The sequence below is a fragment of the Streptomyces flaveolus genome (assembly GCF_044765825.1).
Taxonomy (GTDB): domain Bacteria; phylum Actinomycetota; class Actinomycetes; order Streptomycetales; family Streptomycetaceae; genus Streptomyces; species Streptomyces flaveolus.
The window spans coordinates 652,719-674,012 of sequence record NZ_JBIWKU010000003.1 but is presented as its reverse complement, the minus strand read 5'-3'; the positions used below and the strand labels follow the sequence as shown (position 1 = coordinate 674,012).

Here is a 21,294-nt window from a genome sequence, read left to right as displayed (position 1 = left end):
AGCGTCGACGCATTATTCGGCGTTCGGTCAAAGGGTCGCTTATCCTCGGCGGTGTGATCGAGGCCCGTCATCTCCGCGTGCTGCGCGCCGTGGCATCCACCGGTTCCTTCTCCGCCGCGGGGCGGGAGCTGGGCTGCACCCAGCCCGCCGTCAGCCAGCAGATGAAGGCCCTGGAGGCCTCCGTCGGCACGCCCCTGCTCGTCCGCACCGGCCGCGAGATGCGCCTGACCCAGGCCGGTGAGGCGCTGGTGCGGCACGCCGCCGGGATCCTCGCCGGGCTGACCGCGGCCGAGGAGGAGGTCGCCGCCATCGCGGGTCTGCGGGCCGGGCGGGTCCGCCTCGTCTCCTTCCCGAGCGGCAGCTCCACCCTCGTCCCCACGGCCCTGGCCGCACTGCGCGCCGCCCACCCCGGCACCCGGGTCTTCCTGGAGGAGGCCGAGCCGCCCAGGTCGGTGGAGCTGCTGCGCGAGGGAGACTGCGACGTGGCGCTCGCCTTCCGCTACGAGGGCGCTGCGGGTGTCGAGGAGTGGGACGACCTGGTCGTACGGCCGTTGCTGACCGACCGCCTCGTGGCCCTGGTGCCCGAACGGCACCGGCTCGCGCGCACCGGGGCCGACGGCAGCGTGGCCATCGGGGAGCTGGCCCGGGAGCCGTGGATCGCCGGCTGCCCGCGCTGCCGCGGTCAGCTCGTCGAGGTCTGCGAGGGCGCCGGCTTCACTCCCCGTATCGACTTCGCGACCGACGACTACCCGGCGGTGGTGGGCCTCGTCGGGGCCGGTCTCGGGGTGGCCGTCCTGCCGCAGCTCGCCGTCGAGTCGGTACGGCCCCGGGGCGTGCGCACGGTGGCGCTGGAGCCCGAGGTGCGGCGGGAGATCGTCGCGCTGACGCTGCCCGACCTGGCGCAGGTCCCCGCGGTGACGGCGACGCTGGACGAGCTGGCACGGGCCGCCTCCGGCCAGAACGCCCTGCACTGAGCGGCGCCCCGGCAGGAGCACGGCGCCCAGGGGATCACGACGCCGAAAAGAGAGGGCACGCGTGTGCGTGCCCTGGTCATCGTCGGTTGTCGGCGCGTTCTCGAAAAAACGTTCCTTCAGTGGTGTGCGGCGGCGTCTCCGCCGACCGACGCCGATGCCGGCGCGGATGCCGCCACCAGGCGGTTGCGCGCCCGTCCCATGAGTTCCTCGCGCTCGTCCTCGGTCAGTCCGCCCCACACGCCGTACGGCTCGCGCACCGCCAGTGCGTGCGCCGCGCACTCCGCGCGGACCGGGCACCTCATACAGACCTCCTTGGCCGAGTTCTCGCGAGCGCTCCGGGCCGCACCGCGTTCGCCCTCCGGATGGAAGAAGAGCGAGCTGTCCACCCCGCGGCAGGCAGCAAGGAGCTGCCAGTCCCACAGGTCCGCGTTCGGTCCGGGAAGGCGGGAGAAATCTGCCATTGCGTGACCCCTTGTAGCCGATCTGGGTGGATCCGGTGTCCACGACCGTACAACTACGATCTAAGGAGATGAAAATATGACTCATTACGAATCTAGCCGCAGACACCAGCTAAGTGGGAGAAAAACGGCTAAATGGGGCACTGCTTGTGATGAAAGAGCGTGGGTCGGCCGCGCATGTCTGCACCGTGAACGCCCCCTCACGTAGAGTGCCGAAGACGACACACAGCCCCGTAACTCTTTCGAGTGACCGTCGTTGAGAGTGCGGAGGCGGTTGAAGGAACAGGTGCTCGGGCGGGCGTCCGGGACGGTCGACCGCACAGGTGAGATTTCGTACCAGCCTGGAGGCTCAACGTGACGCGCATCAGCTGCGGAGGACGGCCATGACTTCCGTCCTCGTCTGCGACGACTCCCCGCTTGCCCGAGAGGCGCTCCGCCGCGCGGTCGCGACCGTGCCCGGCGTCGAGCGCGTGACGACGGCGGCCAACGGCGAGGAAGTCCTCCGCCGCTGGGGCGCCGACCGCTCGGACCTGATTCTGATGGACGTGCGCATGCCCGGCCTGGGCGGCGTCGAGACCGTGCGGCGCCTGCTGTCCGCCGACCCCGGTGCGCGCATCATCATGCTCACCGTCGCCGAGGACCTGGACGGCGTGGCCCTGGCGGTCGCCGCCGGTGCCCGTGGGTATCTGCACAAGGACGCCTCGCGCGCCGAGCTGCGCGCCACCGTCACGCAGGCCCTCGCCGACCCGACCTGGCGGCTCGCCCCGCGCCGGCTGCGCTCGGCCGAGATGGGCGCCGCCCCCACGCTCACCGCGCGGGAGATCCAGGTCCTGGAGGGCATGAGCCACGGCCGGTCCAACGCGGAGATCGGACGCGAGCTGTTCCTTTCCGAGGACACCGTCAAGACGCACGCCCGGCGGCTCTTCAAGAAGCTCGGCGCCTCGGACCGGGCACACGCGGTGGCGCTCGGTTTCCGCTGGGGCCTCGTCCGATAGGGCACCCCCGTGTCGTGGAGGCCCACAGGGCCCGACGGGGGCGCCCGGTTCCCCGCTTACCGCGAGGTGGGCGGGGGTGACAAGCCGACCCGCCGGGTGCCCGCTGCTCGTTTCGCCGCGGATGACGCATCCTTGAGGTGTGGAGTTCCTCGGGGACGAGTCGGTCGAGCGGAAGGGGAGGGCGCAGGGGATGAGTTCCGGCGCACCTGCTCATAACGCTTCGGTGCACAACAACGGGCACGGAGCCACGGATCGGACGGCCGCAAGGCACCATGGACCGATGCGTGACGACGAGGCGGCCCCCGACCAAGGGACGGTCGGTGGGCTCGTGCACCGCGCCGTCGACGGGGACGAGCAGGCCACGCACGACCTGCTCGCCCATGTTCACCCCTTGGCGCTGCGCTACTGCCGGACACGGCTGTCCCGGCTGCCCGGCGACGCCCGGCACTTCGTCGAGGACCTCGCCCAGGAGGTCTGCGTCGCGGTACTCCTCGCGCTGCCGCGCTACAAGGACACCGGGCGCCCCTTCGAGGCGTTCGTCTTCGCCATCGCCGCCCACAAGGTCGCCGACCTCCAGCGCGCCGCGATGCGGCACCCGGGCTCGACGGCGGTCCCGTCCGACGAGATGCCCGAGCGGCCGGACGACTCGCTCGGCCCGGAGGAGCGGGCGCTGCTCAACAGCGACGCCGCCTGGGCCAAGAAACTGCTGGCCAACCTGCCCGAGAACCAGCGGGAGCTGCTGCTGCTGCGCATCGCCGTGGGGCTCACGGCCGAGGAGACCGGGCAGATGTTGGGAATGTCACCCGGGGCCGTCCGCGTCGCCCAGCACCGGGCGCTGAGCCGCCTGCGGGCGCTCGCGGAGCAGTAGTCCGCCGCGTGAACGGGCGGCACGGCCGCTTCGTACAAAACCACGAACGTCGCAGGCTATCTTGATCGTGGAATGAGCCACGTCCACTTCCCGTTAGCATGGACATCCGCACCGATCAAGGCCATTTGGGGAAGGTGTCATGACTGCCAACGTCGACGGAGTGCCCGAGAAATTCGCGACACTCGGGCTGACCTACGACGACGTGCTGCTGCTGCCGGGCCCGTCGGACATGGCACCCGACGAGATCGACACCGCCTCGTACGTCTCCAAGAACGTGCGGGTGAACATCCCGCTGCTGTCCGCCGCCATGGACAAGGTCACCGAGTCGCGCATGGCGATCGCGATGGCCCGCCAGGGCGGCGTCGGTGTTCTGCACCGCAACCTGTCCATCGAGGACCAGGCCAACCAGGTCGACCTGGTCAAGCGCTCCGAGTCGGGCATGGTGGCCAACCCGATCACCATCCACCCGGACGCCACCCTCGCCGAGGCCGACGCGCTGTGCGCCAAGTTCCGCATCAGCGGCGTGCCGGTCACCGACGGCGCCGGCAAGCTGCTCGGCATCGTCACCAACCGCGACATGGCCTTCGAGAGCGACCGCACCCGCGGCGTGCGCGAGGTCATGACCCCGATGCCGCTGGTCACCGGCAAGGTCGGCATCTCCGGCGTGGACGCCATGGAGCTGCTGCGCCGCCACAAGATCGAGAAGCTGCCGCTGGTCGACGACAACGGCGTGCTCAAGGGCCTGATCACGGTCAAGGACTTCGTCAAGGCCGAGAAGTACCCGAACGCGGCCAAGGACGGCAAGGGCCGGCTGCTGGTCGGCGCCGCGGTCGGCGTCGCCGGTGACGCCTTCGAGCGCGCCCAGGCGCTGATCGAGGCGGGCGTCGACTTCATCGTCGTCGACACCGCGCACGGCCACTCCCGCCTGGTCGGCGACATGGTCGCCAAGATCAAGTCGAACTCCACCGGTGTGGACGTCATCGGTGGCAACATCGCCACCCGCGACGGCGCCAAGGCCCTCATCGACGCCGGCGTGGACGGCATCAAGGTCGGGGTCGGCCCCGGCTCCATCTGCACCACCCGCGTCGTCGCCGGCATCGGTGTCCCGCAGGTCACGGCCATCTACGAGGCGTCGCTCGCCGCCAAGGAGGCCGGGGTCCCGGTCATCGGCGACGGTGGCCTGCAGTACTCCGGCGACATCGCCAAGGCCCTGGTCGCGGGCGCCGACACGGTGATGCTGGGCTCGCTGCTCGCGGGCTGCGAGGAGTCGCCGGGCGAGCTGCTGTTCATCAACGGCAAGCAGTTCAAGTCGTACCGCGGCATGGGCTCGCTGGGCGCCATGCAGACCCGCGGCGACCGCAAGTCCTTCTCCAAGGACCGCTACTTCCAGGAGGGCGTCGCCTCCGACGAGCAGCTGGTCCCCGAGGGCATCGAGGGCCAGGTGCCCTACCGCGGCCCGCTGTCCTCGGTCGTCCACCAGCTGGTCGGCGGCCTGCGCCAGTCGATGTTCTACGTCGGCGGCCGGACCGTGCCCGACCTCCAGGCGAACGGCCGGTTCGTGCGGATCACCTCCGCCGGTCTCAAGGAGAGCCACCCGCACGACATCCAGATGACGGTCGAGGCACCGAACTACAGCCGCAAGTAGGCACAACGCCTTCCGAGGGCGGTCCCGGACGCGTTCCGGGACCGCCCTCGCGCCGTGTCCGAAGGGGACATCGGCGATACTGGAAGGCGCTGCAACGCATCAGGGAAAGGCCACAGACGTGACTGAGATCGAGATCGGGCGCGGCAAGCGCGGCCGCCGGGCGTACGCCTTCGACGACATCGCCGTCGTCCCCAGCCGCCGTACGCGGGACCCGAAGGAGGTCTCGATCGCCTGGCAGATCGACGCCTACCGCTTCGAGCTGCCGTTCCTGGCCGCTCCCATGGACTCGGTCGTCTCCCCGGCCACCGCCATCCGCATCGGCGAGCTGGGCGGCCTCGGCGTCCTGAACCTCGAGGGCCTGTGGACGCGGTACGAGGACCCGCAGCCGCTGCTCGACGAGATCGCCGAGCTGGACGCGGACACCGCGACCCGGCGCCTCCAGGAGATCTACGCCGCTCCCATCAAGGAGGAGCTGATCGGGCAGCGCATCAAGGAGGTCCGCGACTCCGGCGTCGTCACCGCCGCCGCGCTCTCCCCGCAGCGCACCGCCCAGTTCTCCAAGGCGGTCGTGGACGCCGGCGTCGACATCTTCGTCATCCGCGGCACCACGGTCTCGGCGGAGCACGTCTCCGGTTCGCACGAGCCGCTGAACCTGAAGCAGTTCATCTACGAGCTGGACGTCCCGGTGATCGTCGGCGGCTGCGCCACCTACACCGCGGCCCTGCACCTGATGCGCACCGGCGCCGCGGGTGTCCTCGTCGGCTTCGGCGGCGGTGCCGCGCACACCACGCGCAACGTGCTGGGCATCCAGGTCCCCATGGCCACGGCCGTCGCCGACGTGGCCGCCGCCCGCCGCGACTACATGGACGAGTCCGGCGGCCGGTACGTCCACGTCATCGCCGACGGCGGTGTCGGCTGGTCCGGCGACCTGCCCAAGGCCATCGCCTGCGGCGCCGACTCCGTGATGATGGGCTCGCCGCTGGCCCGCGCGACCGACGCGCCGGGCAAGGGCAACCACTGGGGCATGGAGGCCGTCAACGAGGAGCTGCCGCGCGGCAAGAAGGTCGACCTCGGCACGGTCGGCACCATCGAGGAGGTCCTCACCGGCCCGTCCCACACCCCGGACGGCTCGATGAACTTCTTCGGCGCCCTGCGCCGCGCGATGGCCACGACGGGCTACAGCGAGCTGAAGGAGTTCCAGCGCGTGGAGGTCACCGTCGCGGACTCGCAGCACCGGCGGTAATCACCCGGACGGCCTACCGAAGGGGCCCGGAGCGACCGCTCCGGGCCCCTTCGCGCGTCCGGGCGCCGCTCAGAGGCGGTGCGCCGCCCCCGTGGGCGTCGCCCCCCGGGTGTCCAGCAGCAGCTGGGCCTTCACCGACAGGCCCTGGAGGTCGTACGTGCGGTGCTGCTGGAGGAGGATCGTCAGGTCGGCGTCGGCGGCGGCCTCGTAGAGGGAGTCGACGCGGGGGACCGGGCGGTCCAGGACGTTCCAGGACGGGATGTGCGGGTCGTGGTAGCTGACCGCGGCGCCCATCGACATGAGCCGGGTCGCGATCTCCTCGGCCGGGGTGGCCTGCTGGTCGGCGAGGTCGGCCTTGTAGGTGACGCCGAGGAGCAGGACGCGGGCGCCGCGCGCCGACTTGCCGTGCTCGTTGAGGAGGGCGGCGGCGCGCTGGACCACGTAGCGGGGCATCTGCTCGTTGACCTGCTGGGCCAGTTCCACCATGCGCAGGCTGCGGGGGGCCCGGCCGGTCAGGTCCTGGGGGACGGAGTGGCCGCCGACGCCGGGGCCGGGGCGGAAGGCCTGGAAGCCGAACGGCTTGGTCTCCGCGCAGCGCAGGACGTCCCACAGGTCGACGCCCAGGTCGTTGCAGAGGACGGCCATCTCGTTGACCAGGGCGATGTTGACGTGCCGGAAATTGGTCTCCAGGAGCTGGACCGTCTCCGCCTCGCGGGGGCCGCGTGCGCGGACCACCTTGTCGGTGAGGCGGCCGTAGAAGGCGGCGGCCGACTCGGTGCAGGCGGGGGTGAGGCCGCCGATGACCTTCGGGGTGTTGGCCGGGGTGAAGTCGCGGTTGCCCGGGTCGACGCGGCTGGGGGAGTAGGCGAGGTGGAAGTCGCGGCCGGCGCGCAGTCCGGAGCCCTCTTCGAGCAGGGGGCGCAGGAATTCCTCCGTCGTGCCCGGCTGCACGGGCGATTCCAGGATCACCGTGGTGTGGGGGCGCATGTGGGCGGCCAGGGTGCGGGCCGCGGCCTCCACCTGGCCGAGGTCGAGGCCGCCGTCCGGGCCCGGCGGGGTCGGCGCGCAGATGACCGCGGTACGCACCCGGCCCAGCTCGGCGGGGCCCGCCGGGGTCCGGAAGCCCCCCGAGAGCATCCGGCGCAGTTCGGCGGGGCTGAGGGGCCCGGGCTCGGGTCCGGTCTTGTAGCCGAGCGTGGAGACACCGGCGGCGACGGCGGCCTGGGCCAGGGGCAGGCCGTACGGTCCGAGTCCGATGACGGCGAGATCTGCGGGCATGGCGTGGGCCGTCCTTCCCAGTAGCCGAAGCGGGACAGGTGCGCAAGCCCGGTGGACAGGATGGGCGAGCACAACGTCAGACTAGGAGTAAATATGACCGATTTGCGGGATTGATCGGCCGAGTCTCGGCGAGTGTCGACGGTGACCGGCGGGGAAGTTGTCCACAGGCTGGGGGCGCGTGGTGGCTGAAGTCGGGCAACACGGTCAGAATCTGGGCAGGGGGTACACGGAACCGGGCTTCGCCCGACGGGTGCGGCCGACGCGACCGAGAGCGGGAGGCAGCAGTGAGGACAGCGACACTGGGGCCGGCGCAGCGCGCCGAGGCGCTCGCGGCCATGGCCGAGCGTGAACTGGACGTGCTGGTGGTCGGCGCGGGCGTGGTCGGTGCGGGCACCGCCCTGGATGCCGTGACGCGCGGCCTGTCCACCGGCCTGGTCGAGGCCCGCGACTGGGCGTCGGGTACCTCCAGCAGGTCCAGCAAGCTGATCCACGGCGGCCTGCGCTATCTGGAGATGCTCGACTTCGCGCTCGTACGGGAGGCGCTGAAGGAACGCGGACTGCTGCTGGAGCGGCTCGCGCCGCACCTCGTGAAGCCGGTGCCGTTCCTGTACCCGCTGCAGCACAAGGGCTGGGAGCGGCTGTACGCCGGCTCGGGCGTGGCGCTGTACGACGCGATGTCGATGGCCCGCGGACACGGCCGGGGCCTGCCCCTGCACCGGCACCTGAGCCGCCGTCACGCGCTGCGGGTCGCGCCCGCGCTGAAGAAGGACGCGCTGGTCGGCGCGCTCCAGTACTACGACGCCCAGATGGACGACGCCCGGTTCGTGGCCACGCTGGTGCGCACGGCCGCGGCGTACGGCGCCCCGGTCGCCAACCGGGCCCGGGTGACGGGCTTCCTGCGCGAGGGCGAGCGCGTGGTCGGCGCGCGCGTGCAGGACGTCGAAGGGGGCGGCGAGTACGAGATCCGCGCCAAGCAGGTGGTGAACGCGACCGGCGTGTGGACCGACGACACCCAGTCGATGGTCGGCGAGCGCGGCCAGTTCCACGTCCGGGCCTCCAAGGGCATCCACCTGGTCGTGCCCAAGGACCGCATCCACTCCACCACCGGGCTGATCCTGCGCACCGAGAAGTCCGTGCTGTTCGTCATTCCCTGGGGGCGGCACTGGATCATCGGGACCACGGACACCGACTGGGACCTCGACAAGGCCCACCCGGCCGCCTCCAGTGCCGACATCGACTACCTGCTGGAACACGTCAACTCGGTGCTGTCGGTGCCGCTCACCCGCGACGACGTCGAGGGCGTGTACGCGGGGCTGCGCCCGCTGCTGGCCGGCGAGTCGGACGCCACCAGCAAGCTGTCGCGCGAGCACACCGTCGCCCACCCGGTGCCGGGGCTGGTCGTCGTGGCGGGCGGCAAGTACACGACGTACCGGGTGATGGCCAAGGACGCCGTGGACGAGGCGGTGCACGGACTCGACATGCGGGTCGCCGACTGCGTCACCGAGGAGACGCCGCTGCTCGGCGCCGAGGGCTACCAGGCGCTGTGGAACGCGCGGGCGCGGATCGCCGCGCGCACCGGCCTGCACGTGGTCCGCGTGGAGCACCTGCTCAACCGGTACGGCGCCCTGGCGGAGGAGCTGCTGGCGCTGATAACCGCCGACCCCTCGCTCGGCGAGCCGCTGCACGCCGCCGACGACTACCTGCGCGCCGAGATCGTCTACGCCGCCTCGCACGAGGGCGCGCGGCACCTGGACGACGTACTGACCCGGCGCACCCGCATCTCCATCGAGACCTTCGACCGGGGCACCCGCAGCGCCCGCGAGGCCGCCGAGCTGATGGCGCCGGTCCTGGGCTGGGACAAGGACCAGATCGAACGCGAGGTCCAGCACTACGAGAAGCGCGTGGAGGCCGAGCGGGAGTCGCAGCGCCAGCCGGACGACCTGACGGCCGACGCGGCCCGGCTGGGGGCACCGGACATCGGACCCAGGTAGGTGGGCACCCGGTCCCGGTGACGCGGGGTCAGTACGCCACGCGGCGCGTTTCCGTGGCTGCCGTGCGGGCCCGCGGAACGCGCCGTTCCCCGGGCCCCGGGCCGTGCCGGGCCGGGACGCGGCGCGAGAGGCACCCTGGGCGTCGAGCACTTGTCGGGTGAGAGACAATGAAGGCTCTGTCAGGGCGGGTTGCATGAGGGGACGCATGTCGGAGGCGGAGCGGGCGGGGACATCCCGTACGGACAAGAGCGCACGTCTCCTCGCCGGGCGGTACCGGCTGGGAGATGTGCTCGGCCGCGGCGGCATGGGGACGGTGTGGCGGGCCGAGGACGAGACCCTCGGGCGCACGGTCGCCGTCAAGGAGCTGCGGTTCCCGGGGAACATCGACGAGGAGGAGAAGCGCCGCCTGATCACGCGCACGCTGCGTGAGGCCAAGGCGATCGCGCGGATCCGCAACAACAGCGCCGTGACGGTCTACGACGTGGTCGAGGAGGACGACCGGCCCTGGATCGTGATGGAACTCGTCGAGGGCAAGTCGCTCGCCGAGGTCATCCGGGAGGACGGCCTGCTGGAGCCGAAGCGCGCCGCCGAGGTGGGCCTCGCCGTCCTCGACGTGCTGCGCTCCGCGCACCGCGAGGGCATCCTGCACCGTGACGTGAAGCCGTCCAACGTCCTGATCGCCGAGGACGGCCGGGTCGTGCTCACCGACTTCGGCATCGCCCAGGTCGAGGGCGACCCGTCCATCACCTCCACCGGCATGCTCGTCGGCGCCCCCTCCTACATCTCCCCGGAGCGCGCCCGCGGCCACAAGCCCGGCCCGGCCGCCGACCTCTGGTCCCTCGGCGGCCTGCTGTACGCGGCGGTCGAGGGCACCCCGCCCTACGACAAGGGTTCCGCGATCGCCACGCTCACCGCGGTGATGACGGAGAACCTGGAGGAGCCGAAGAACGCCGGACCGCTGCGGGACGTCATCTACGGGCTGCTCACCAAGGACCCCGCCCAGCGGCTCGACGACGCGGGCGCCCGCGCGATGCTCAACAAGGTCATCCACGCGCCCGCGGTCCGCGCGGACGAGCCGATGGACGCCACCAAGGTCGTTCCGCTGCCCGCGCAGCCGGACGAGCGCACGCGGCGCGGCGGTCCGGCGGGCGGCGCCGGCAAGCGGGAAGAGGCCGGGGAGCGGCTGCGCGGGGCACTGCGTTCCGTGCGGAAGGCGGCCGGCGCGGGCGCGGCGGGTGCCGCGGCCACGTCCCGCGCCGAGCCGGGCGGTGGCGACCGGACCCGGCCGGGCTCCGCCGCGTCGGGTCCCGCCGGGGCCGCATCCGCGCCGGCCCGCGCTACCGCGTCCGGCACCGGGACGGCCGGGGGAGCCGGTGCACCGAACGCCGGCGCGGGCGTCCGGAGTTCCGGCTGGCCCGTCGTGCCGCCGCCGGACCTGCCGCACCGGCCCGCGCCCCGCGCACCGCTCACCGACGTGGTGCCGAAGCGCACGCTCGTGATCATCGCGGTGATCGTCGCCCTCGCCGTCCTCGGCACCGTGCTCGCCCTCACCCTCGGCGGTGACGACGACAACGCGGCCAAGGGCGCGGCCGGCGGCGACACCACCGCCGCCACCTCCTCCGCGAGCGGCGACACCCAGCAGGACGGGACCGACGGTCCCGGCACCGACGGCTCCGCCTCCGGGCCGGCGACGGGCACCTCCTCGGACGCCGCGGGCACCCCCGCCGCGAGCGCTTCCGGCGACGCCGGGAGCGGCGCGGACGACGGGGGCAAGGACGACGGCGCGGCCACCACCCACCGGGGCGGCCAGGGTTACTCCATCGGGCTCCCCAAGGGGTGGAAGTTCCAGTCCTCGGGCACCGCCGGCGACCGGTTCACCGGGCCCGGCGGGCAGAAGCTGCTGATCGCCTGGACGACCACGCCCAAGGACGACCCGGTCGCGGACTGGAAGAACCAGGAGCGGTACATGGTCCGCTCCCAGTACAAGAAGATCCGCATCGAGAAGGTGGGCTACCGCGGCTGGAACGCCGCCGACTGGGAGTTCACCTACAAGGACGGCGGCACCGGGTACCGGACCGTCGACCGGGGATTCGTCGTCAACGACCACCAGGGTTACGCGCTCATGTACACGGCGAAGGCCGCCGACTGGGACAGTGACCGGCGCCGGGACAGCTGGCGGACGCTGACGAACACGTTCACGCCCAAGCCCTAGGTCCGGCGGGCCCGGGTTTGAGCGGTCCGAGATCTGGCATCCCCTCTTTGTGGGTTGCCTCCGGCACGTATCGTGAGTGCTTGCGGACCGTACGCAGCCGGAACGGCCCGCGAGGCGAACGGAATTGACCGACCGGTACCGACGACCGGGCTGCCGGGGGAGGCAACGTGGACGACTATGCGGGACGGGTACTCGCCGACCGCTACCGCCTGCCGCTGCCGCCCTCCGACGAGTACGAACTGACCGAGAGCCGGGCCTTCGACACCTACAGCGGCCAGGAAGTCCTGGTCCGGCAGGTGCCGCTGCCAGAGGTCGTCGAGGCGGAGGTCCTCGACGCGGACGGCCTGCCCGACGGTTTCACGGCCCGTGACCGCGGCGCCCGGCGCACCGCCCCGCGGCCCCAGGCGCCCCGGGGCGGCCCGAGGCGGCCGGCCGACCCGGTGGTGCGGCGTGCCGTCGAGGCCGCGCAGGCCGCGGCCGCCGTTCCCGATCATCCGCGTCTTGACCAGGTCTTCGACGTCTTCGCCGAGGGCGGCTCGCTGTGGATCGTCAGCGAGCTGGTGGCCGCGAGGCCCCTGGCCGCGCTGCTCGCCGAGCAGCCGCTGACCCCGTACCGGGCGGCAGAGGTCGCCTCCGACGTCCTCATGGCGCTGCGGGTGCTGCACGGGTACGGCTGGGTCCACCGGAACATCACCGCCCGCACGGTGCTGGTCTGCGACGACGGGCGCGTGATGCTGACCGGCCTGGCGGTCGGGGCGGCGGAGGAAGCGCTGTGCGGCTACGACCCGGTCCCCGCCCCGGAGGGCGAGGCGGGCCCCCCTGGGCGGGGAGGCCAGGCGGGGACGCCGGGTCCCGGCGGGGCCGGTCCCGCGGGCGGTGCGCCGAGGATCGCCGGGCGGACCGGCGTGCCGGAGGCACCGGGGGCGCCGGGGTCCGGTCCGACGGGACATGAGGCCGGGGCGCGGGGGCCTCGGGGGACCCGCGCCGGGGCCCTGGGGCCGGGCGGTGCGGACACGGGGGCCGGTGCCGACGCAGGCGGCTTCGGTCCTGGCACGGCAGCCGGTCCTGAGACCGGGGCGTTCGGTCCCGGTGGTGCCGGTCCTGAGACCGGGGCGTTCGGTCCCGGCGGTTCCGGTCCCGTGACCGGTGTGTTCGGCCCCGGCGGGGCCGATCCCGAGGCCGCTCGGCGGGCCGCCATCGAGGCGCGCAGCGAGCGCGGGCTGCCGGCGACCGGCCCGGAGGGCCCCCGCGGACTCCCCGCCGGCTTCACCCCCGCGTCGCTCGACACCGGCGGCGACATCCGCGCCGCCCGCGCCGGGGCCATCGCCGCCTACCGCGCCGGCGCCCGTGCCGCGGCCCGCGTGCAGGAGGCGCAGAACGGCCGCGCGGCCCTGCCCGGCGCCCGCCCCGCCCCCGACGACGGCACCGGCACGCACGGCAGCGCGCCCGCGCCGCCCGGACAGATCGCCGACCCCTACGGCGTCCGCACCACCCCGTGGCACGGCGCCACGCCCCGCACGACCGGCGACCCCGCGGACACCACCGCACCCGCATCGGCCGACGACCGCGCCGCCCTGCCCCCCGCCCCGCGCCAGGAGAGCACCCCCGCCCCGGCCACCGCCGGCTGGGACGACCCGGTCGCCCCCGCCCCCGCGCGGCGCGGACCGGGCACCGCACTCGCCGCCGAACGGGCACGGCAGGCCCGGATGGCCGTGGTCGGCCCCGTGACCGAGCGCTGGGCCCCGGAGCAGGCCGGGCCGGTGCACGAGAACTGGCAGCTCGCCGCGCCCATCGGCCCCGCCACCGACCTCTGGGCACTGGGCGCGCTGCTCTTCCGCGCCGTCCAGGGGCACGCGCCCTACCCGGAGGAGTCGACCGCCGAGCTGGTGCAGATCGTGTGCGCGGAGCCGCCCGCGTTCGCCGAGGAGTGCGGACCGCTGCGGCCGGTCGTGGAGTCGCTGCTGCGTCAGGACCCCACCGAGCGCATCGACTTCGAGGAACTGAGCGGCTGGATCCGCTCCCTGGTGCGTTCGGCACCCGAGCCGGAGGCCGGACTGCACGTCGTCGCCGCCCCGCCCGCCGACACCAGCCGGCTGCCCATCGTGCGTCGCCGGGGCGAGCTGGTGCGCAGGCGGCGCGCCGGGCTGCCCGCCCACCACGGACGGCACAAGAGGTCCCGGCAGGAACCCGACCGTTCGCCGCGCAGCCTCGGCCGGACCCTGCTCCTGCTGATACTGCTCGCCCTGGCCGGGGCGGTCGCGTACGCCATGTTCTTCATGCCGAAGAGCGACACCGACGGGGCCGGCGCCCCCGGCCGGACGGACGCCGCCGCCGAGACGAGCCGGGCGCCGTCCGAGCGGTCACCCCAGGTCAGCAGCGAGCCCAGGCCCGAGCAGTCGTCCCCCGAGGCCGAGCCCTCGGAGTCGGCCGGCTCCGCCGAGACGCAGACCACCGGGCCCGACGTCGCCGACGGGTTCGCGCTGCGCAAGGATCCGGAGGGCTTCCGGGTCGCCGTCGCCGAGGGCTGGACCCGCACCCCGCGCAACGGCAGCGGCCAGGTCGTCTACGCCAAGGGCGACTTCGAGCTCGTCGTCGTACCCGGCCGGGACGGCTCGGGCGAGTTCGGCACCGACCCGATGGCCTACCAGCGCGACAAGGAACGCGAGTTGGAGCCCTACCGCGCCTCCAGCTGGGCCACCTCCAGCGGGCTGAAGACCATCGAGGTGGGCGGACGGACCATGGCCGAGGGGCAGTTCACCTGGACCGGTACCAACGGAGGCGAGCTGTACGTGCGCAACGTCGCGATGCTGATCGACGGGCGCTACCACGTGCTGCAGGTGCGCGGACCCGAGGCGGAGCGCGACGAGGTGACCCGGCTGTACGAACAGGCGTCGGCGACCTACCAGTACACGGGCTGACGGCACTTGGGGCGGACGGGGGTCGCCGATGGTTGCCTCCCGGCGCGGGAAGCGACAACTGTCACAGAGCGGTCTTCGTGCCACCCCACCCGTTCCCCGAAGGGGTCCCGGTCCCTAGTCTGACCCTGACAAGACCATTGCGGGGCAACGTGAATCAGATGCAGGGCGGGCTCGTCGCGGGCCGTTACCGGCTCGGCGAGTCCATCGGCAGCGGCGGCATGGGCCGGGTGTGGCGCGCTCACGACGAAGTACTCCACCGAGTCGTCGCCATCAAGGAGTTGACCGCCGCGCACTACGTCTCCGAGAGCGACCGGGCCATCCTGCTGGCGCGGACCCGGGGCGAGGCGCGCGCGGCCGCGCGGATCAACCACTCGGCCGTCGTCACCGTGCACGACGTGCTCGAACACGACGGCCGGCCCTGGATCGTGATGGAGCTGGTCGAGGGCCGCTCGCTGGCCGACGCGGTCAAGGAGGACGAGCGCGTCGCCCCGCGGGAGGCGGCCCGCATCGGACTGTGGGTGCTGCGTGCCCTGCGCGCCGCCCACACCGCCGGGGTCCTGCACCGCGACGTCAAGCCCGGCAACGTCCTGCTCGCCGACGACGGCCGGGTGCTGCTCACCGACTTCGGCATCGCGCAGATCGAGGGCGACAGCACCATCACCCGTACCGGTGAGGTCGTCGGCTCCGTGGACTACCTGGCGCCCGAGCGGGTGCGGGGCCACGATCCCGGCCCCGCGTCCGACCTGTGGGCGCTGGGCGCGACGCTGTACACGGCGGTGGAGGGCAGGTCGCCCTTCCGCCGTACCTCGCCGCTGTCCACGATGCAGGCGGTCGTCGAGGAGGAGGTCTCCGAGCCCCGGCACGCCGGCCCGCTCGCGCCCGTCATCAGCGCCCTGCTGCGCAAGGACCCGGCCGGCCGGCCCGACGCGACCGAGACGGAACAGCTTCTCGCCGAGGCGGCCGAGGGGCGGCGGCCCCACGCGGCCCAGGCGTACGTGCCGACGCAGTACTCGGGCACCGGGCACGCGCCGGCTCCGGCCCACCCGGGTCCGCCGGGCACGGGTGGGCAGACGCCCTGTCCGCCGGTGACCGGACCGACGGCCGTGGGACACCCGACGGCGGGCGGCGGTACGGCACCCCTGGGATATCCACCCGCCCCTCCCGCACGGCCCCGGCGCCGCCTGTGGACGGTCGCGCTGGTGGTCGCGGTCGCCGCCCTGGTCGGCGGCGGCACCGCCGTGCTGCTCCAGGCGTCGGACAAGGGCCGGGACACGGACCGGGGAGCGGCCGTCACCTCGTCGCCCCTCCCGTCCGCCTCCGGGTCTCCCTCCGCATCCGGCTCCCCCTCCGCCTCCGCGGAGGGGCAGCCCACGGGGTCCGTCCCGGCCGACTGGGTCCGGTACGACGACCCGCTGGGTTTCAGCCTCTCCCTTCCCCCGGGCTGGGAGCGGGAGGAGCTCCCGGGCAGCGGTGATCTGCGGCAGGTCGACTACAGCCCCGACGGCGGCGAGCACTTCGTGCGCATCGCCGTCGACACCGCGCCCGACTTCAACGACCCCTATGCCCACCAGCTCGACCTGGAGCAGCAGCTCCAACGCCTCGTCGACTACCGGCGCGTGACGCTGGAGCACTCCACGTACCGCGACCGCGACAGCGCCCGGTGGGAGTACACCTGGACGGCGCTGGCCAAGGACATCGCCTTCCCCGGCCCGCGGCACGCCGCCGAGGAGATGTACATGTCCCGGGACGGCGTCGAGTACGCCCTCTACATCTCCTCGCCCGCCGAGGACTGGGCGGACACGAGCGAGCAGTTCACGTATCTGCTGCGGAGCTGGCAGGAGAAATCGGCCTGACCGGCGGCCCGCGCGGGCCGGGGGGCCGGCCGGTGGTGCCGGGATGCCCGTCGGTTGTCGGCCACCCGCGGTCCGGCGGTCCGGAGCCGACGCGTCCGGTGCGGCATGATGGGACGCATGGTGACCCAGGGGTCGGGTGGGCGTGTCATCGCCGGCCGTTACCGTCTCCATGAGCGGCTCGGCCGCGGCGGCATGGGCATCGTGTGGCGGGCGACCGACCAACTGCTCGGCCGTCAGGTGGCCGTCAAAGCGCTCCCGCGCGACGAGACCCTCTCCGCGGCGGAGGCCCGGCGGCGCCGTGGACGCACCCTGCGGGAGGCCCGCGCGGTCGCTCAGCTGCGGCATCCGCACGTCATCGTCGTCCACGACGTCGTCGAGGACGACGAACGGGCGTACATGGTCATGGAGTTCGTCGAGGGAGGCTCGCTCGCCGACCGTGTCCGCGACCACGGACCGGTCGACGCCGCCGAGGCCGCCCGGATCGGCGTCGCCCTGCTCGGCGCCCTGCGCACCGCGCACGCGGCCGGGATCCTGCACCGGGACGTGAAGCCGTCCAACGTGCTGGTCGCCGAGGACGGCCGGGTCGTCCTCACCGACTTCGGCGTCGCCCAGGTCGCGGGCGCCACCACGCTCACCGAGACCGGCTCCTTCGTCGGCTCGCCCGAGTACACCGCCCCCGAGCGGATGTCCGGTGCCGGGACCGGACCGGAGTCCGACCTGTGGTCGCTGGGCGTGCTGCTGTGCGCGGTCCTCAGCGGCGCGTCGCCCTTCCACCGCGACTCGCTGGGCGGCGTCCTGCACGCCGTGGTCTCCGAGGAGATCCGCCCGCCCGCACAGGCCGCGCCGATCCTGCCCGTCGTACGGGGCCTGCTGGAACGCGACCCGGGGCGCCGCCTGGACGCCGCCGAGGCGGAACGGATGCTGAGCGCCTACCTGGACACCGGCCGCACGCCCGCGCCGCCCCGCACCGGTGAGCCGCGGTACTCCACACGCGGCGTCCTCATGGCGGTGCTCCTCGTCGCCGCCGCGGCCGGGGCGGGCATCTCGGCGGCGGCGCTGCTCGCGGACGGCGGCGACGACGGCGGCGGAGGCGGCACGCCCACGACGTCCGTGCCCGGGACACCGCCGTCGGCGTCCCCGCCCGTCTCGTCGCCGGGGTCCGGCCCCGTGCCCTCCTCCGATGCCCCCGGCGGGCCCCCCAGGGAGCCGACTGCCACGGTCACCGTTACCCGCCAGGCGTCCGCGCCGGCGTCCGCGGACACTCCTGAATAGGCGATAAGTGCCAGCACGCGTCACGGGTTTGTGACCGCGGTCCACGGGCGGTGGATATCGGTGTGTCCGGCGCGATATGGATGGTCCATGAGCCACAACGGGGGAACCGGAAGAGGGTCGGACGAGCCGACGAGCTACGCCCTGCAACCACCGAATCCGCACGCCGCCGTACCGCATCCCGGCAACCCGTACGCGACGCCCGCCCACGTCGTGCCGCCGCGGTCGCCGGCCCCTGCCGGGCCGGAGCCGGCGCGGCCGTCCGCCCAGGAGCCGGGTGCGGGGCGGCTGATCGCGGGCCGCTACCGGCTGGTCGCCAAGCTCGGGCACGGCGGCATGGGCACCGTGTGGCGGGCGCAGGACGAGACCGTGGACCGCGAGGTCGCCGTCAAGGAGCCCCGCGTCCCCGATCACCTCCCCGAACGCGAACGGGCCAACGCCTACGAGCGGATGCGCCGCGAGGCGCGCGCCGCGGCCCGGCTCGACCACCCGGCCGTGGTCGACGTGCACGACGTCGCGGTGGTCGACGGCCGGCCGTGGATCGTGATGGAGCTGGTGCGGGGCCGCTCACTGGGCGACGCGCTGCAGGAGGGCACGCTGGGCGCGCGCGAGGCGGCCCGGATCGGCCTGGAGGTCCTCGGCGCGCTGGAGGCCGCGCACGCGGCGGGCATCCTGCACCGGGACGTGAAGCCCGACAACGTGCTGCTCGGCCGCTACGACCGGGTCGTCCTCACCGACTTCGGCATCGCCCGGATCGAGGGCGAGACCAACCTGACCGACACCGGCGGCTTCGTCGGCTCGCCCGAGTACATCGCCCCCGAGCGGGTGCTGGGCCAGCGTCCCGGCCCGGCGAGCGACCTGTGGTCGCTGGGCGTGGTGCTGTACGCGGCGACGGAGGGCGTCTCCCCGTTCCGCCGCAGCAACACCCCCGCCACGCTCCAGTCGGTGCTCAACGCCGTGCCGGCGCCGCCCGCCTCCGCGCAGGGCCCGCTGGCCGAGGTGATCACGGGTCTGCTGGACAAGGACCCGGCGCGCCGTCCGGACGCCGCCCGGGTGCGTGCGCTGCTGGAGGCCGCCGCGAACCCGCCCGCGCCGGGGCCCACCCAGGCCGTGCGGGTGCCCGTGCCGGGCGGCCGTGGCTTCCGGCCGGGCCGCAAGGTGTGGGCCGCCCTCGCCGCGGCCGTCGTCGCCGCGGCGGTGGCGGGGTACCTGGTGGTCGCGGACCCGTTCGCGGGGCCGTTGCCCGAGGGCTGGAAGACCCCGCACGAGAAGCAGCTCGCCGCCACCCTGGCGGTGCCCGAGGGTTACCAGCGGACCGTGTCCGAAGACGCCGGAGAGCACTGGGTCACGTACACCGACTGGAGCGGCGGCATCTGGATCGGCCTGAACCTGGACAGGAAGGCGGAGGACACCGGCGGCAACATCGCGGGTTCCGCCGCGGCCGAGATGTACGACGACGACGGGAAGTTCAAGGAGAGCGGCGAGTACGAGCTCTCCATGCCCGAGAACCCGAGGACCGACCCCAGGGAGACGACGTACAAGGGCGGGAAGTCCGCCGAGAACACGGTCGTCTACACCACCAACGACAGCCAGGACCCCCGCCCGCGTGAGGTGCGGATCTTCTACTACAGGACCACCGCCGGCGACATGTACAAGCTCACCGTCAGCTATCCGGGCAAGGGCGACTTCACCGAGCGGGGACGCGAGGTGGCCAGGACGGCCGTCGCCAATCTGGACATCGACGGCACCTGAGCGCCCCGCCCGTACAACGCCCTGATCAGCACGTTTGTTGCCAGTGATCGCTGGCGGTGTGTGAGCACCCGGTGAATCCCCGTTACCGACGGGTACACAAAGCCCGCCCGGCGTCATACCCTGCGGCTCATGACGGACGCGCAGGCCCCGGAAATCACCGGCACCAACCCCCTCGCCCCCGCCCCCGCGGGCGCCCGCACCGCGGCCGACGTGGTGACCCCCGAGCTGGTCGCCCAGCTCACCAAGGGCGTCGCCGGCTCCGGCCGGACCGCCAACCACACGCCGTTCACCGGCGAGAAACTGGCCGACCTGCCGGAGTCGACGCCTCAGGACGTGGCGGGGGCGTTCGAGCAGGCCCGCGCCGCCCAGGCCGTGTGGGCGCGGACGCCGGTGCGGCAGCGAGCCGCCGTCCTGCTGCGCTTCCACGACCTGGTCCTGGAACGGCAGGCCGAGGTCCTCGACCTCATCCAGCTGGAGACCGGCAAGGCCCGCCTGCACGCCCACGAGGAGGTCCAGGCCGTCGCCGTCGCCGCCCGGCACTACGGCCGCCGCGCCGCCGCGTACCTCAAGGCCAAGCGGCACACCGGCGCCATCCCGGCCCTGACGAAGGTCACCGAACTGCGCCACCCGCGCGGGGTCGTCGGCCAGATCGCCCCCTGGAACTACCCGCTGGAGCTGTCCGTCGGCGACGCGCTCCCCGCGTTCGTCGCGGGCAACGCGGTCGTCATGAAGCCCGACACCGAGACCTGCCTGACCGCCCTGTGGGCCCGTGACCTCCTCATCGAGGCCGGGCTGCCGGCGGAGGTCTTCCAGGTCGTCCTGGGCGAGGGCCCGGTCGTCGGCCCCGAGGTCGTCAAGCACGCCGACTACGTCTCCTTCACCGGCTCCACCCGCACCGGCCGCGAGGTCGCCCAGGGCGCCGCCGCCCGCCTGGTCGGCGTCTCCCTCGAACTCGGCGGCAAGAACGCCATGCTGGTCCTCGAGGACTCCGACATCGAGAAGGCCGCCGCGGGCGCCGTCCGCGCCTGCTTCTCCTCCGCCGGCCAGCTGTGCATCTCCATCGAGCGGCTCTACGTCCACGAGTCGGTCGCCGACGCCTTCCTGGAGCGCTTCGCCGCCCGCACCCGGGCGATGCGGCTCGGCACCTCCCTCGCCTACGGCGCCGACATGGGCTCGCTGGTGGGCGAGCGGCAGCTGGAGACCGTCGTGCGGCACGTGGAGGACGCCCTCGCGCACGGCGCGAAGCTGGTCGCCGGCGGCGTCGCCCGCCCGGACATCGGCCCGTACTTCTACGAGCCGACCATCCTCGACGGGGTCGCCGCCCCCATGACCGTCTGCACCGAGGAGACCTTCGGCCCGGTCGTCTCCGTCTACCGCTTCACGACCGAGGACGAGGCGGTCGAGCACGCCAACTCCACGCCGTACGGCCTGAACTCCTCGGTCTGGACGAAGGACGCCCGGCGCGGCCGCGACGTCGCCGCCCGGCTGCGCACCGGCACCGTCAACATCAACGACGGGTACGCGCCCGCCTACGGCAGCGTCCAGTCGCCGATGGGCGGCATGAAGGACTCCGGCCTCGGCCGCCGGCACGGCTCCGAGGGCATCCTCAAGTACACCGAGGCACAGACCGTGGCCCACCAGCGCCTGGTGCCGATGGCACCGTCCCTCGGCATGGACGACGAGAAGTACGCGGCGTTCATGAGCCGCAGTCTCCGGCTCATGAAGGCATTCCGGTTCAGGTAACCCACTCAGGGGCGCGGAGCCGTATCGACATGCGGCTCCGCCGCCGGAGCGCGACCAGCCACACACGACCCGCACGCGACACTCGAAGAGGAGAC

14 protein-coding genes are annotated in these 21,294 nt (G+C 73.4%); 12 read left to right on the top strand and 2 right to left on the bottom strand.

Going from position 1 to position 21,294, the window contains the following annotated elements; all coding sequences use genetic code 11:
* The first annotated feature begins 53 nt into the window (after window positions 1-53).
* Window positions 54-974 carry a LysR family transcriptional regulator gene (locus ACIRG6_RS12555; RefSeq protein WP_239765501.1) on the top strand — a complete coding sequence of 307 codons (921 nt, stop codon included), beginning with the start codon at window positions 54-56 and terminating at the stop codon, window positions 972-974.
* Between the two features lie 116 nt (window positions 975-1,090).
* Here ACIRG6_RS12555 and ACIRG6_RS12550 read toward each other — a convergent pair whose 3' ends face one another.
* Entirely contained in the window at window positions 1,091-1,435 is a 345-nt protein-coding gene (locus tag ACIRG6_RS12550; protein ID WP_161163903.1) for a WhiB family transcriptional regulator, read from the bottom strand.
* Window positions 1,436-1,815: 380 nt separating this feature from the next.
* Here ACIRG6_RS12550 and ACIRG6_RS12545 point away from each other — a divergent pair, with 380 nt between their 5' ends.
* From ACIRG6_RS12545 to ACIRG6_RS12530, 4 genes are all read left to right on the top strand, one after another.
* Window positions 1,816-2,427, top strand: coding sequence for a response regulator transcription factor (locus ACIRG6_RS12545; protein WP_003948568.1), 612 nt, complete (start codon window positions 1,816-1,818; stop codon window positions 2,425-2,427).
* A gap of 280 nt (window positions 2,428-2,707) precedes the next feature.
* Window positions 2,708-3,295 carry a sigma-70 family RNA polymerase sigma factor gene (locus tag ACIRG6_RS12540; protein ID WP_019329587.1) on the top strand — a complete coding sequence of 196 codons (588 nt, stop codon included), beginning with the start codon at window positions 2,708-2,710 and terminating at the stop codon, window positions 3,293-3,295.
* A gap of 139 nt (window positions 3,296-3,434) precedes the next feature.
* On the top strand, window positions 3,435-4,940 hold the full coding sequence (gene guaB / locus ACIRG6_RS12535; RefSeq protein WP_364818690.1) for an IMP dehydrogenase: 1,506 nt from the start codon (window positions 3,435-3,437) through the stop codon (window positions 4,938-4,940).
* 118 nt (window positions 4,941-5,058) lie between these two features.
* Window positions 5,059-6,183, top strand: a complete 1,125-nt coding sequence (locus tag ACIRG6_RS12530) for a GuaB3 family IMP dehydrogenase-related protein (RefSeq protein WP_318214081.1) — start codon at window positions 5,059-5,061, stop codon at window positions 6,181-6,183.
* 69 nt (window positions 6,184-6,252) lie between these two features.
* Here ACIRG6_RS12530 and ACIRG6_RS12525 read toward each other — a convergent pair whose 3' ends face one another.
* Window positions 6,253-7,461, bottom strand: a complete 1,209-nt coding sequence (locus tag ACIRG6_RS12525; protein ID WP_364676467.1) for a nucleotide sugar dehydrogenase — start codon at window positions 7,459-7,461, stop codon at window positions 6,253-6,255.
* A gap of 284 nt (window positions 7,462-7,745) precedes the next feature.
* Here ACIRG6_RS12525 and ACIRG6_RS12520 point away from each other — a divergent pair, with 284 nt between their 5' ends.
* The 7 genes from ACIRG6_RS12520 to ACIRG6_RS12490 all read left to right on the top strand — a co-directional run bounded on the left by ACIRG6_RS12520 (window position 7,746) and on the right by ACIRG6_RS12490 (window position 21,199).
* Window positions 7,746-9,452: a glycerol-3-phosphate dehydrogenase/oxidase gene (locus tag ACIRG6_RS12520; RefSeq protein ID WP_239765504.1), complete on the top strand. Its 1,707-nt coding sequence runs from the start codon at window positions 7,746-7,748 to the stop codon at window positions 9,450-9,452.
* 205 nt (window positions 9,453-9,657) lie between these two features.
* Window positions 9,658-11,664: a serine/threonine-protein kinase gene (locus ACIRG6_RS12515; RefSeq protein WP_403322502.1), complete on the top strand. Its 2,007-nt coding sequence runs from the start codon at window positions 9,658-9,660 to the stop codon at window positions 11,662-11,664.
* A 167-nt stretch (window positions 11,665-11,831) separates the two neighbouring features.
* Entirely contained in the window at window positions 11,832-14,582 is a 2,751-nt protein-coding gene (locus ACIRG6_RS12510) for a protein kinase (RefSeq protein WP_403322396.1), read from the top strand.
* Window positions 14,583-14,740: 158 nt separating this feature from the next.
* Window positions 14,741-16,435 (top strand): serine/threonine-protein kinase, encoded by a 1,695-nt coding sequence (locus tag ACIRG6_RS12505; RefSeq protein WP_403322394.1) that lies wholly within the window; start codon window positions 14,741-14,743, stop codon window positions 16,433-16,435.
* A gap of 108 nt (window positions 16,436-16,543) precedes the next feature.
* The gene (locus ACIRG6_RS12500) at window positions 16,544-17,707 is read left to right on the top strand and encodes a serine/threonine-protein kinase (protein WP_403322500.1); all 1,164 of its coding nucleotides are present in this window, start codon (window positions 16,544-16,546) and stop codon (window positions 17,705-17,707) included.
* An 87-nt stretch (window positions 17,708-17,794) separates the two neighbouring features.
* On the top strand, window positions 17,795-19,456 hold the full coding sequence (locus tag ACIRG6_RS12495) for a serine/threonine-protein kinase (protein ID WP_403322392.1): 1,662 nt from the start codon (window positions 17,795-17,797) through the stop codon (window positions 19,454-19,456).
* Between the two features lie 129 nt (window positions 19,457-19,585).
* Entirely contained in the window at window positions 19,586-21,199 is a 1,614-nt protein-coding gene (locus tag ACIRG6_RS12490) for a succinic semialdehyde dehydrogenase (RefSeq protein ID WP_403322389.1), read from the top strand.
* The last annotated feature ends 95 nt before the right edge of the window (window positions 21,200-21,294 follow it).